This window comes from Chitinophaga sancti (genome assembly GCF_034424315.1).
Classification (GTDB): Bacteria; Bacteroidota; Bacteroidia; order Chitinophagales; family Chitinophagaceae; genus Chitinophaga; species Chitinophaga sancti.
On the sequence record NZ_CP139972.1, the window covers coordinates 4,708,294 to 4,721,399 of the forward strand.

Sequence of the window (13,106 nt, forward strand, 5' to 3'; positions counted from 1 at the left end):
TTGCTAATCGTTTCCTGCATATCCTGCATATCAGTGGATGCCTCTTCCCTAAACACTTATATAACCGATACAACTGGAAATAATCAGTATCCCATGGATCCTTCAGACATTAGTCCTTTGCTGATCGGCGAAAAAATCCCAATAGTCCGTATTCCATCAGCGGAAGGGGTTTTATTTGATCTGAATAGTCATATCATGCAGCAGAACACCATCTTAATATTTTATCGCGGCGGTTGGTGCCCCTACTGTAACAAGGCTCTTTCCGGTATACAGGAAATTCAGGATAGTCTTATTAAAATGGGTTACCAGATCATAGCCATCAGTACTGATAGTCCGGAAAATTTAAACATAACAGCCGTCAAACATAAATTGAGGTATACACTTCTTTCTGATGCAGATCTCAACATTGCAAAACAATTTGGTATTGCATTTCAGGCTCCTGAAGGTTATTTAAAAATGCTGGCCCAAAGCACCGGGGGAAAGGATGTCGAACAACTATTGCCGGTTCCTTCCGTTTTCATCATTGACACAAAAGGCATCATCCAGTTTGAATACATCAATCCCGATTTTAAACAACGTATTAGCCCGGATCTTTTACAGGCAGTGGCATCAGCATTAAAGCAAAAGCATTCAGCACAACACATGTAAACAAATGATAGGTAATGATTAATACAGTGCAGTAATTTTTTTATATTTATTTTGTAAGGATTCCCTTTGCTTCCCGACTAAGCCGGAATTATATCGTAAATGAAAAAATACAATTATGCCGAGGGATTCTGATGCAAATATTTTAGATGGGTCCGTAGCCCAAAATCATCTTGCCCCCGAAAATTGGGTCAGACTTCATGCTGATTTTTTATATAATTATGCCATAAACCGGTTGAATAGTGACGAACTTGCCCGGGAGTTGGTACAGGAAACATTTCTCGCAGCACTTGAAAGATCTGCCAATTTCCGGGGTGAAAGCACCGAAAGAACCTGGTTAACGGCGATCCTCAAACATAAGATCATAGACATTTACAGAAGTAGAGCTGCCCGGTTTCCTGCTACTGACAAATGGGGTACCCCTTCCAATGAACCTGAATGGTTTGACCCGGATCTGAATAATTGGAAAAAAGAACACTGGCCAGCTCCATTTAGTGTAAAGGATGATGATTTGTTAGACAACAAAGAATTCATGAAAGTACTGCAGGCTTGTTTAAGTAAACTACCCCCACTTTGGATGTCGGTGTTTAAACTGAAACATATGGAGGACGAGCAGACAGCTACTATCTGTAAACATATGAGACTGACAACCGCTAATTTCTGGGTGATCATTCACCGGGCAAAGGTAAACCTGCGCTCATGTTTGCAAAAAAACTGGATCTGATATGAAAAAGGAGTTAAAAACTGAGGAAGAAAGGATAGCCTATAATTGCAGAAAGGCGACATTGCTCATTGAAAAAAAGCAAAGCATTGAACTGACCAGCAGAGAAAAAATGGAATTACAATTACATCAGGCGGGCTGCTATATCTGCAGGGTGTATGAACATCAGAGCATTTTGATAAACAAAATGATGCATAAAATTTTCAATCCTGCTGGTACTGAATCGAGATTAGATGATGAATTTAAAGCCACGATGCAGCAGAAAATTGATCAAAAACTAAACGATTTATAAAGTAAAGCCCTTTACATCCGGGGTTCTTAAAACCGTAGACGTAGTCATTGGATCAATTTTAGTATGAGAGGATAAAACGATTTGAGTAACGTTTTCCTGTCGTAAAAACAACCAATGAATACTTGCCATTAGAACATATTGGGAATGAGTGAGGTCATATTTTAGCACCGGGGATTTAAACGGGCAACGGATTATCAACACGTATGAATTTGTTTTAACTTTATAAAATGCGAAAAGAAAAAAAACCTCATGTCATTTTAAAAATCTTCAATAGAAATGGGGGAGAAGGTGAGTTTACAAAAATAATCACTGAGGAAAATCAATCTAGTTATACAGCTCAGCTCAAAGGCCTTCCGGAGGAAGAGAAAGGCCTGATCATTTACAAAAAAGATGAAAATAACTGGTTTTTAATTACCAAAAGTAGGGTCAGATTTGCGAGCGAGGGGATAGGATATGAACTATTTCTGGAAGATGTGGATAGTGTTGGTTATTGCAGGGAAAGTTTTGAAGCTTATAGTACTAAGTTTAGACTGTCAGACAAGAACGGTCACGATTATATAGTTCATTTTGACAAAAAGGATGATTTTATAACTATGACACAGACTATCTATTTTTGGAACCAGCGATAGAAATTAACGAATGAAAACTAAAAGGAACCAGTTCATTTTTTTAAAACAATGAAGTATACTATAAGAATGTCATTCATAAGGCTGGACATTGTGTGCGAAGATGTTTTATGGCAAACTTAACCAGACAGTATAATTCGCAAGGAGGCCTGGAGGCCGGTAAATACACCAAATTGGCCCCTCAATATAGATGTGAATGATTTTTTTCGGGCACAAACATATGCCTGATTATATCCGGAAGCTGCTGAATGAAATCTGATGAATCTATGAAACTACCTATTATAATGATTGTTTTGCTGAAGATGCCGTTGTTGAAGAGACTTAAACTCAAAGTCCATCTCTTTAATACCCACAAGATTCTGAATGCCGAATTTTTTCCATACGCCAGGATTATAACAAACCAAATATACCAAAACCGGAAAAAGGAGACCAATTACCTGATCTCCTTTTTCCGGTTTTTTGTCGGGGTGCCCCGACACTTTTCGAACTGTTTTATGAATGATTTAAATATTATTTCACAACATTTGATAAAATTTGGCTAGCCTAATTCCATTTCCCAACTATTCGAAAAATTCGAGTAGTTCAAACACAAATGTTTCAACTATTAATAGCTATCAGTATCGTGCATGGTATGACTATTATTGCCGTGCTGTTGGGCTAGAACTGCCAGCGGAAGCATGATTACTATCCATAAAGACAAACGTTTCATACGATTTATGATTTAGTGTAGATTATCAGTTCCAGCTATGTTTAGCGTGCTGTCAATCCACTTTGCAATCAGCTCCTTTTGGATGGTTGTCAATTTTGCGTTCCGGTGAATCAATGTGTAGGAACTGAGCGGCATTTTACCTTCCATTACCTGCTCTTTCATTCTCTTCATTTTATTACGCTGTCTTTTGGCAGAATAAGTTCTATACTCATCAAGATTAAGTTCCTCTTTTCCATGTTTGATATGCCCAGCCATAAACCAGCCCACAGGCTGAATATTCACGTACCAAGGATAACGCGTATTATTACTATGACAATCATAACAAGCAACCTTGAGTATGGTTTGAACATCAGTCGGAATGTGGTATACCGTCGTTATATTACCTTGGCTGCTTTCGCTGCTGTTCCTATTTTTAGCTGGTTGAAAAAATTGCATAGCAATAAAAATAATCAGTGCAGAAACCAGAACGACCCGGAATTTTCTCATAAAGAAAGTTTGGATTAGTTATGCTAAACGGATAGTCGTTTCCCGTAGAGAAACAGGGCAGGCTGTTTTCCACGGGAAAATTCGGTTTATTGAATCACTTCCTTAACGTAGCCGCAAGTAGGCATTTTAGCACCGAAATATGGGTTCTTCACTTCTTTGGTTTCACTCAGCCACAGCGCACCTTTATTATTGTCGTACATTGGACAATGGTAATGGTATATTGCCTGTCCGCCACCGAAAGCCTTTACTAGTGTATATACATCCTCACTCATTTGGGCAAAGTGTTCGCGCTGATGTTCGATGTTGCCTTCGTTTTTACCTATATGCTCCGCATGTTCCCTTAAATCATCTTCGTTTTCAGCATAAACCTTTTGCTGCTCTGGCGTCATGGCGGCTTTATCCACTTTACTCATTGCTTCCACCATGGCTTTCCCTCCGTTTGCAGCCTCTGCAGAGTTATCTGCAGTCAGTCCGTTTTTTATATGCAGGTAATGCTGCACAACAGCTTTGATAGATGCCACTACTTTAGCATCTACATTGGTGAATTGAGGTTTTACGGCTGCTACAGAATTATCTACCGCAGGAGTTTCTTGTTTCGCGGTTTCACCGGCCATAGCGGCAGTGTCGTGATCATGTCCTTCATGTGATTGATTACCACTATTGTTACAGGCAGTAAAAGCAACGGTGGCAACAACAAGAGCGCCGATGATGATCGTTTTCATTTTCGAAGTTTTGATTGGTTATAAAAATTATTTCACTTTTAACAGTTTCGCATTGATCGCGACGATGATAGTGCTAAGGCTCATTAATACCGCTCCCATTGCAGGGCTCAGCATGAACTTCGGATACAGTATACCTGCCGCGAGTGGAATAGCGACCACATTGTATCCTACCGCCCATATCAGGTTCTGGATCATTTTTCGGTAGGTTTCCCGTCCAAAGGAGATCATCTGTACAACGTCTTTTGGATCACTGTTTACCAGGATAATATCCGCTGTTTCCGCTGCTACATCCGTACCCGAGCCAATGGCGATTCCAACATCTGCCATGGCGAGCGCCGGGGCATCATTAACGCCATCACCCGTCATAGCTACCACTTCTCCTTTGTCCTGAAATTCCTTCACCTTGTTTTGTTTTTCATGAGGAAGCACATTTGCCAGATAACCGTCCATATTGAGTTTGTTGGCAACAGCAGCAGCCACTTGCTCATTATCACCGGTAAGCAGAAATGATTTTATGTTCATGGCTTTCAAAGCGGCAATTACTTCAGCGGCGGATTCCCGGATGCTATCTGCCAGTGTAATGATACCAACTGGTGTATTTTCTATCAATACGAAATTGACAGTATCGGTGGACTGGTCCACATCCGCAGGAATGGGAGGAAGGGTTTTGTTTTCCTGTTTGAAATAATTGGGCCCTGCTGCCACCACGGTTTTACCATTTACTAAGCCGGTAACGCCCACGCCCTGCATGTATTTAAAATCAGTTGAAGGCCACAGTACAAGGTTTTTCTCCCTGAGTTTCTTCATGATACCATGGGCGATATGGTGTTCGGAGTTTTGCTGCAAAGCAGCGGCATATTGTAATATCTCGTCAGCGCTGTAGTCATTCCCCAACGGTATCACTTGTTGTACCTCATGGGAGCCTTTGGTAAGCGTGCCGGTTTTATCGAAGATAACAGTTGTAATTTTATGGGCGTTCTCGAATGCTGTCCGGTTACGGATCAATAACCCATGTATGGCGGATAAGGTAGTGGATATCGCTACTACCAGGGGGATAGCTACTCCCAGTGCATGAGGGCAGGAAGTTACCATCACTGTTACCATTCTTTCGAGGGCAAAGGAAAGCTCTTTGCCGGCGGATAACCACACGATGAATGTGATTACTCCTACACTGATGGAAATGATCGTCAGCCATTTGGCGACCTGATTGGCAAGGTTCTGTGTTTGGGATTTTGCGCCCTGAGCGGATTGTACCATGTTTATGACCTTATTCAAGTAGCTGTCATTTCCGGCGCCGGCAACTTGTATCCGCAATGCACCATCACCATTTACAGCGCCGCCTATTACCTTATTATCCTTGCTTTTCTTTACAGGTACACTTTCCCCGGTGAGCATGCTTTCGTTGATATCGGATTTACCTTCCAGGATCAGTCCATCGGCTGGAATCTTTTCTCCCGGTTTGACGAGGACAATATCCTTGTTCTGTAAATCCTGTAAAGGAATATCGGTAACCTGTCCGTTACGCTCTACATGCACCACGGATGGCATTAGGGCTACCAAAGATTCCAGCGCGCGGGAAGCCGCCATTTGAGATTTCATTTCCAACCAATGCCCCAGCAGCATGATATCAATCAGCGTAGCAAGTTCCCAGAAGAAGTCCATTCCTTTCAAGCCAAACACTACGGCCACGCTGTAAATGTAGGCGGAGGAAATAGCAACGGCCACTAATGTCATCATCCCAGGATTCTTCCATTTCAGTTCCCTTACCATCCCTGCGAGGAATGGCCATCCACCATAGAAATAAATAAAGCTGCTCAAAAGAAGCAACACATACTTATCAGCTGTAAATGTCAGTTCAAAGCCCAGCCACTGCTGAATCATGTGCGATAACAGCAGTATAGGAATGGAGACAGCCAGGCATAACCAGAAGCGTTTCAGGAAGTCTTCGGTATGGTGCCCGGCATGTTCGTCATGCCCACCAGTACTATCATGTCCTTTCTGATGTGGAGATCCCGGCATGCTCATAGCGCCGTGATCATGGCCGGCATGTTCTTGAGTATGATGGGAGTGTCGACCTCTCTGTGAGCTCACTGGCTCATGTCGATGATGCTCATGGTGCTGGTGATCCATCTTTTTATTTTTTTAGGGTGACAGGAAATTCTATACGTACTTTTTCCCAGGCTATGGCAATTTTTCCCAAAATGCGTTTTCCTGGTTAAATATAGTATTGCAATCTCTCAGTAGCTGCACGCTGCTGTGGTTTTACTTTCAATCTTACCACGTCTTCTTTTTCATCATACTCAGTTGCCAGATGCTGCTGCCACTTGGAATTAATAATGACCGTCCACTCACTTTTCCCGGGAATAGTGAATATGGCGTATTTGCCTGCCGGAATAACTTTGTCCGCTATTATAAAAGGCTTTCCGAATACTACGCTTGGTTGTATCCTTTACCAGATTGGGATTGTAGCACACTTCGCGTGATTGTGCTTTAACAGCAACATTTGCCGCAAGCAACAATAACAGGAAAAAAGCGCCACAGATATTTTTCAGATGGAACATGTCCAAATTTTAATTAAAGGATGATGATTTTAGTATTATTGGATGGTTCCTTTCACTTCACCACAGGTTAGCATCTTTTCACCAAAATAAGGATTCTGCATGGCTTTGTCTCTGCTTAGCCAGTAAGCTCCTTTACCATTCATCGCCATTGGGCAGAAATCAATATACAGCCGTCCCTTATCCAAACCAGATTTTTTTGTCAATACGATAAGATCATTGCTTAATGCTGAGAATGCTATACGTAGGGTCTCCAGATCAGCCGTAGCGGCTATTTTTGCGGCATTTAAAGCTATTTTCTCTCCTCCGCTTAAAGACCTGGCACCAGTTTCAATTGCATTACCTGCGAGCCTCGCTCCTTTTACATCTCCTTTTACGACGGCTGAGGTAAGATGATTGTACTGCTCATAAATTGCATTCAGCATATCGTCTTTCAACTGGATTCTCTCACTTTGATCGGTAACAGTAGCATCTATTGCCATCCCTTTTTCCTGTCCGGATGAATCAGCTACATTACTTTCTTTTTCTTTACTAACATTGCCATTGCTACATGCGGCCAGAAATAATACCGCCAATAGTGGAGCTATAGCTGTTTTCACAAATTGCCTCATTGATTTTTAATTTTTATAAAAACGGTTGTTTGCATTACACTTATTGTGTGTTACATGCCGGGCATACCAGCCATCGGATCAGCACCTTTCTTTAAGATGTATTCAGAATACAACAAATAGGTTCCTGTAATCACCACGGTGTCACCAGCCTTCAGCCCATCTGTTATTTCTACTGCATCGAAATTCTCCATACCTGTTTTCACCATACGGGGCTCAAATTTTCCGCGGGCCTTCCCGATCCATACATGAGTACCTTTACCATCTCTGATCACTGCATTTACCGGGAGGCTCAACACATCTCCTTTGCTCTTGACCGGCAATAGGATATTGACCTGTAGCCCAGGTTGCCAGCGGTCACCAGGATTGGTAATACTTCCCCGTATCTGCATTAACTGGCTGCCACTCTGTAATACAGGATTGACAAATTGTACAGTCATAGTCTGTGGTTCATTTTCCCATCCGGCAATGATTACTTTCACGGATTGTCCGATATGGATTGCAGACGCTTCTGCTGGATATACATCAGCTTCAACCCAGAGCTGATTATATCCCTCCAGACGCATGACAGCTCCGCCTTCAGCAACGTATTGACCTTCGGATGCAGTCAGCTCAGACACAACACCGCTAACCGTGGCCGGATAGGTTACATATGGGTTTACTTTTTGAGACTGTACCAAGTGGTTGATCTCCGCATCAGACTGGTCGTATAAAACCAGCTTTTGCCTCGCGGCTTTTTCAATTTGCTGAAAGCGGGTATCATCAGGAAACTGCCTGGTCTGCGCCACCGCTAACAAATACTCCTGCTGCAAAGAGGCCAGCTGTTCGGAGTAGATCTTATACAAGGGTTGTCCTTTATTAACTTTCACGCCTGTTTCCTTTATATACAGCACCTCTATGCGTCCCGGTACTCTGCTGGAAATGACAGCAGATTTTTCCGGATCAGTTACCAGACGGCCATTCAGCTGTTTGAAATTGGATAGTGCTCCTGAGCCAACAACCATCGTGGTGATGTTAGCCAATGCTATCTGGCTTTCACTGAGTGTCAAAGAGGCACCTTTGTTGTTTTTATCAAACGGTACCAGGTCCATACCACATATGGGACAAGTTCCTGGCTTGTCCTGCACTATTTGAGGGTGCATGGGGCAGGTATAAGTCTGTTTCTTTTCTTCAGCCACCTGTTTTTTACCAGGCTCTTTGCAGGCAGCAAAGAATACCGCCGGAACAAAGGCAACTGCCATTAAAAAGTTTTTCCTTTCCATATCGCTACTGCTGCATTTTAATTATTGGTTTTAATAAAGCTCTCACTGTCTACCAGATAAGATGCGTTGGAAGCCACTTTCCAGTTCCCAATACTTGTTATTACCTGTATCATATCTTTCGCCTCTATTCCGGTTTCTACCTGAACAGGAACATACACCTCCTTCTCTTTTCTGAAAACTATGGACTTATTTCCCAGGCGCCACACAGCTTTTTTCGGCAGCCACCAGCCGTCTGAATAAACAACGGGCACGTTAGCCGCCAATAATTGACCAACCTGAAAATTATTCTCACCGAGATAAACCCTGGCCAACGTGAAGTTCAGGCCATTGCGGAACACGGGCTCGATCAGTCCTATTGTGCCGGAACGCATGGCATTATCATCGCTGGTAGGAAAGAATAATAATTTCTGCCCGGTTTTGATTCTGGCTGCGAGTTGCGGCGGAAAAGCAAATTCCGCCACCAGAGCCTTAGCTTGGTAAATAATGAAAAGAGATTCGCCGGCACTCACGTATTGCCCCTCACGCAGAAGTACTGGTGAGGCAGTAGGTGCGGCAGGTGCCGGAGTGGCGGCAGGTGCAACAGCGCTACCGCCGCCCATGCCTCCCATACCATCGCCGGCAGCGGAAGATGCGGCCATAGCAGCAGGTGCCGCAGCGGGTGATGTCGTAGATTTCTCCAGGATATATCCATCACTGCTGCTGTAAACCGGAATCCGATATAGGATATTGCCCGATGCAAGCACTTTGTCTATTTGCGCTGGCTGCATTCCCAATAGTTGTAGACGCTGCCTTGCTCCAGTCAGCATTTCAGGGCTGCCGTGCGCTACATAAAGCAATTCCCGCTGCGCGGCTGCCAAATCCGGAGAGTATATTTCCATGATAAGCTGCCCTTTTCTCACAGGTTGATAATTGTATTTTATCAACAGGCGTTCCACACGGCCACCAACTCTGCTGGAGATACTGGTTTGGTTACGGGTATCGTAAGTAATGATGCCATTTACTTCTGAAGCGTAAATGCGTGTGCCGCTCTCCGGCTGTATCACAGGAATTGTGGCAACCACCTGCGCATTTACAGGTTTGGTCAGGCTGGCAATGCTACTGTCCACTACCAATTCCATGTTAGCTTCCTTCAATACCAGGTCCATACCACAAATAGGGCACTTTCCGGGCTTGCTCAGGATGATCTGTGGATGCATGGGACAAGTATATTGCTGGCCGGCCTTATGTTTTGCATGAGACGACTTATCTGTCTTCGCTTTACAGGCAGCCAGGCCAGATACAGCCACAAACACAGAGAATAATATTTTAACGATATAACTGTTTCTCATAATCTGCTATCATTTCGTAGAGTTTCAATTTTTCATCAAGCACATTCGACTGCATCATAGAGAGCGCTTCCCAGGAATCGATCACATTAGACAAGGCCAGTTTATTTTCCTGGTAGTTCAGAAAGTTGGCATCCAGCGTTTGCCGCAAAGCAGGAATGATTTTACTTTCCATCGCTTCAATGCGTTTCTGCATGGACTGGATCTCATACTGCATACCATATAGCATGCCCTGGGTTTCCTGTAACATCGCCGCGCGTTCTTTTTCCATCGCCTGTACGTTATACTCCATGGCCTTAACCCCGGATTTGTACATCTTAGAGGACCAGGGTGCAATCGGAATGCTGATCATACCCATTGCACTGAAAGCCTTGGGCATCATTGCATATAACGGGTACATATGATCAAAACGAAACTTGAAGTCAGGCTTTTTCTCCTTTTTCATGCTCTCGATGTTCAGTTGCATAGAGTGGATACTTTCATTCATCTTTATGATATCCTTCCGGCTGGCTGCCAGCGTAGCAGTATCATAGGAAGATGCAATCTCAAATACCGGCTGATAAGTGGTATCAATCTCGATCTCCTGGTTGCCAGGCGCATTCATCAGGCTGTTAAGCCATGAGCGGGCCTTTGCGATGGTACCTTCCTGCATCCGGATCATGTTATGATTGTCTTCAATCTTCGCATTTGCCTTGAACACACCGCTAAGCTGGGACTGGTTGTAGGGATAACGCACCTCCTCAATCTTTTTCATGGTTGTCATGATCTTTTCGTTTTCCCTCAGCACAACAATACGCTGCCTTGCGACGAGCCAGTTAAAGTACAGGCGCCTGGCCTGTGCCTTCAGGTCGTTCAGGGTAATATCTCTAGTGGCCTTCTCCACATTTCCCTGCGAAGCAATGAATTTCTTCTTGGCATTCAGTTTCGCAGGGTTAGGAATATCCTGTTCAAGCTGAAGCATCAGGCTACCCTTATCCCTGCTATCCATAATCGTTTGACCGGGATAGGGTGTCATAAATGTTCCTATGCCGACCATCGGGGCCATCCAGGCAGTGGCGGCATCGGCACTGTATTTATAACTTTCGGCTTTCAATCCGTAAGACTGTAACAGAATATTGTTGCGGTCCACCCTTTGCAGCACAGTGTCCAGAGGTAACACAGGAACCTGCTGTGCGACCAGTTGTAGCGGTGCCCCAAGGATGATTAATAGTATATATTTAATGATGTACTTCATGAAGCTCTATTTTTCCGTACTTGCGTAATTCGTATTCTTTCGACATTAAAAAAATCAAAGGAGTTACCAGCAGGATATGCGTGGAAGAGGTAAGTACCCCTCCAATCATGGGAAGCACTATGGGCTTCATCACATCTGTGCCAACTCCCGTTGCCCAGAGAACAGGAACCAGGCCAAAGAGCGAAACGCATACTGTCATTAGCTTAGGTCGTAGACGTTTAGCTGCACCATGTATTACATATTGACGGAGATCTTCTTTTGTAATTGTTTCTGAAGAATTTCCTTTTGTTTTTATGAGCTGTTGCATGGCGTCATTGAGATATATTACCATTACAATCCCCGTTTCCACCGCTATTCCAAATAATGCGATAAAACCCACAGCCACTGCTACAGAAAGGTTTACCCCCCAGAAGTAAATCATATATGCGCCTCCAATTAGCGCGAAAGGCACGGTGATAAGGCTGAGGAAGGCTTCCCGGATTGAGTGGAATGCGAAATACAGGGAAAAGAAGATGATTACCAGTACTACCGGTGCAATCCACATTAACGTTTGCTCGCCCCGGATCAGGTTTTCATACTGGCCGCTCCACTCCAGGTAGTACCCAGCCGGCAATACACCTTTCGCATGGCTCATTTTATTGATGGCCTCTTTGACGGTGCTGCCGAGGTCACGGCCACGTACATTAAAGAGAACGGCACCGCGGAGCATCGCGTTTTCAGAGGTGATCATCGGGGGGCCATCAACAAATTCCACATCAGCCACAGATGATAAGGGTACTTCTCCAACTGAAGGTGACATGATAGGAATGCGTTTAATGCGCTCTACGCTGTTCCGATAATCTTGCGCGAGCCGCACACTGATTGAAAACCGCTGACGGCCTTCGATAGTATTTCCTACAGGGGCGCCACCCAGGGCTGTTTCCACAGTCTGATTTACATCATCCACATTCAGGCCATACCGGGCTAGATCTGCTCTCCGTACATTTATGTTGAGGTATTTACCTCCGGTAACCGGTTCCACATATAGGTCCATAATACCGGTAGTTCCTTCAAGCGCTTTCTTCACACGTTCTGATACAACGGCAATGGAATCCAGGCTTTGGCCGTACACTTTAACCCCAACGTCAGTTCGGACACCCGTGGCCAACATATTGATACGGTTGATTATCGGCTGGGTCCAGCCATTTACAACGCCGGGAATCTGTAGTTTGGCATCTAATTCATTGATGATATCTTTTTTCGTTTTACCTTCTCGCCATTGCGACTTTGGCTTCAGCATAATGATGGTTTCGATCATGCTGATGGGGGAATTGTCGGTAGCGGTGCTGGCCCTCCCGGCCTTGCCCAGCACCTTATCTACTTCAGGAACAGATTTTATGATCTTGTCCTGAACCTGTAAAATACGTTTGGCTTCTGCATTGGAGATATCTGGTAATGTTACAGGCATAAAAATTATGCTCTGCTCATCCAGTGGCGGCATAAATTCACTCCCCAGGCTTTTAAGCAGGGGGATCGTCACTACCAATGCAATTACATTGATGGCTATCGTGGTTTTCCGCCATTTTAATACTCCGTTGATAATAGGTTCATAGACTTTCTCCAGAAACCGGTTTATCGGATTTTCATTATCGGGCCTGAACTTTCCTTTCATAAAAAAGGAAATCAATACTGGTGCGAGTGTAATAACCAAGAAGGCATCCATGATCATAATGAATGTCTTTGTATAAGCAAGTGGGTGGAAAAGTTTTCCTTCCTGGCCAGTCAGCATAAACACAGGAAGAAAAGAGGTAATGATAATGATAGTCGCAAAAAATACCCCTCGGGAAACCTGTTTGCTGGACTGTTCAATAATCTTTAGCCGCTCTTCTTCTGATATCCACTGCGGAGTTTTTTTTAAAATCTTCTTCAGCCGGTTCAT

13 protein-coding genes are annotated in these 13,106 nt (G+C 43.9%); 4 read left to right on the forward strand and 9 right to left on the reverse strand.

The genetic code is table 11. The features are described from left to right. Positions 1 to 93 precede the first annotated feature (93 nt). The 4 genes from U0033_RS18095 to U0033_RS18110 all read left to right on the forward strand — a co-directional run bounded on the left by U0033_RS18095 (position 94) and on the right by U0033_RS18110 (position 2,287). Positions 94 to 648 carry a peroxiredoxin family protein gene (locus U0033_RS18095; protein WP_245801848.1) on the forward strand — a complete coding sequence of 185 codons (555 nt, stop codon included), beginning with the start codon at positions 94 to 96 and terminating at the stop codon, positions 646 to 648. A gap of 232 nt (positions 649 to 880) precedes the next feature. Next, on the forward strand, positions 881 to 1,369 hold the full coding sequence (locus U0033_RS18100) for a sigma-70 family RNA polymerase sigma factor (protein WP_245801849.1): 489 nt from the start codon (positions 881 to 883) through the stop codon (positions 1,367 to 1,369). Position 1,370: 1 nt separating this feature from the next. Beyond that, positions 1,371 to 1,658, forward strand: a complete 288-nt coding sequence (locus U0033_RS18105; protein WP_072364339.1) for a hypothetical protein — start codon at positions 1,371 to 1,373, stop codon at positions 1,656 to 1,658. Positions 1,659 to 1,885: 227 nt separating this feature from the next. Beyond that, positions 1,886 to 2,287, forward strand: coding sequence for a hypothetical protein (locus tag U0033_RS18110; RefSeq protein ID WP_072364340.1), 402 nt, complete (start codon positions 1,886 to 1,888; stop codon positions 2,285 to 2,287). Positions 2,288 to 3,005: 718 nt separating this feature from the next. Here the strand turns inward: U0033_RS18110 and U0033_RS18115 are convergent. The 9 genes from U0033_RS18115 to U0033_RS18150 form a co-directional block, all read right to left on the reverse strand. After that, positions 3,006 to 3,479, reverse strand: a complete 474-nt coding sequence (locus U0033_RS18115; protein WP_072364342.1) for a heme-binding domain-containing protein — start codon at positions 3,477 to 3,479, stop codon at positions 3,006 to 3,008. 86 nt (positions 3,480 to 3,565) lie between these two features. Next, the gene (locus U0033_RS18120) at positions 3,566 to 4,201 is read right to left on the reverse strand and encodes a DUF3347 domain-containing protein (protein WP_072364343.1); all 636 of its coding nucleotides are present in this window, start codon (positions 4,199 to 4,201) and stop codon (positions 3,566 to 3,568) included. 27 nt (positions 4,202 to 4,228) lie between these two features. Then, entirely contained in the window at positions 4,229 to 6,331 is a 2,103-nt protein-coding gene (locus tag U0033_RS18125) for a copper-translocating P-type ATPase (RefSeq protein WP_083571774.1), read from the reverse strand. Between the two features lie 85 nt (positions 6,332 to 6,416). Continuing rightward, entirely contained in the window at positions 6,417 to 6,647 is a 231-nt protein-coding gene (locus U0033_RS33435; RefSeq protein ID WP_083571786.1) for a DUF2911 domain-containing protein, read from the reverse strand. A gap of 150 nt (positions 6,648 to 6,797) precedes the next feature. Further along, the gene (locus U0033_RS18130; protein ID WP_177318694.1) at positions 6,798 to 7,358 is read right to left on the reverse strand and encodes a DUF3347 domain-containing protein; all 561 of its coding nucleotides are present in this window, start codon (positions 7,356 to 7,358) and stop codon (positions 6,798 to 6,800) included. 62 nt (positions 7,359 to 7,420) lie between these two features. Further along, positions 7,421 to 8,629, reverse strand: coding sequence for an efflux RND transporter periplasmic adaptor subunit (locus U0033_RS18135; RefSeq protein ID WP_072364346.1), 1,209 nt, complete (start codon positions 8,627 to 8,629; stop codon positions 7,421 to 7,423). A gap of 17 nt (positions 8,630 to 8,646) precedes the next feature. Beyond that, the gene (locus U0033_RS18140) at positions 8,647 to 9,957 is read right to left on the reverse strand and encodes an efflux RND transporter periplasmic adaptor subunit (protein WP_072364347.1); all 1,311 of its coding nucleotides are present in this window, start codon (positions 9,955 to 9,957) and stop codon (positions 8,647 to 8,649) included. Further along, positions 9,935 to 11,188, reverse strand: coding sequence for a TolC family protein (locus U0033_RS18145; RefSeq protein ID WP_072364348.1), 1,254 nt, complete (start codon positions 11,186 to 11,188; stop codon positions 9,935 to 9,937). The genes U0033_RS18140 and U0033_RS18145 overlap by 23 nt, the downstream gene beginning before the upstream one ends. After that, a complete protein-coding gene (locus U0033_RS18150; protein WP_072364349.1) occupies positions 11,172 to 13,106 on the reverse strand; it encodes an efflux RND transporter permease subunit in 1,935 nt (644 codons plus the stop codon). The genes U0033_RS18145 and U0033_RS18150 overlap by 17 nt, the downstream gene beginning before the upstream one ends.

What these genes read in the sequence shown, in the direction of transcription:
- U0033_RS18095 (WP_245801848.1), top strand. Translation starts at nt 94, where the DNA reads ATGGATCCTTCAGACATTAGTCCTTTGCTGATCGGCGAAAAAATCCCA.
- U0033_RS18105 (WP_072364339.1), top strand. Translation starts at nt 1,371, where the DNA reads ATGAAAAAGGAGTTAAAAACTGAGGAAGAAAGGATAGCCTATAATTGC.
- U0033_RS18110 (WP_072364340.1), top strand. Translation starts at nt 1,886, where the DNA reads ATGCGAAAAGAAAAAAAACCTCATGTCATTTTAAAAATCTTCAATAGA.
- U0033_RS18115 (WP_072364342.1), bottom strand. Translation starts at nt 3,479, where the DNA reads ATGAGAAAATTCCGGGTCGTTCTGGTTTCTGCACTGATTATTTTTATT.
- U0033_RS18120 (WP_072364343.1), bottom strand. Translation starts at nt 4,201, where the DNA reads ATGAAAACGATCATCATCGGCGCTCTTGTTGTTGCCACCGTTGCTTTT.
- U0033_RS18125 (WP_083571774.1), bottom strand. Translation starts at nt 6,331, where the DNA reads ATGGATCACCAGCACCATGAGCATCATCGACATGAGCCAGTGAGCTCA.
- U0033_RS18135 (WP_072364346.1), bottom strand. Translation starts at nt 8,629, where the DNA reads ATGGAAAGGAAAAACTTTTTAATGGCAGTTGCCTTTGTTCCGGCGGTA.
- U0033_RS18140 (WP_072364347.1), bottom strand. Translation starts at nt 9,957, where the DNA reads ATGAGAAACAGTTATATCGTTAAAATATTATTCTCTGTGTTTGTGGCT.
- U0033_RS18145 (WP_072364348.1), bottom strand. Translation starts at nt 11,188, where the DNA reads ATGAAGTACATCATTAAATATATACTATTAATCATCCTTGGGGCACCG.
- U0033_RS18150 (WP_072364349.1), bottom strand. Translation starts at nt 13,106, where the DNA reads ATGAACCGGCTGAAGAAGATTTTAAAAAAAACTCCGCAGTGGATATCA.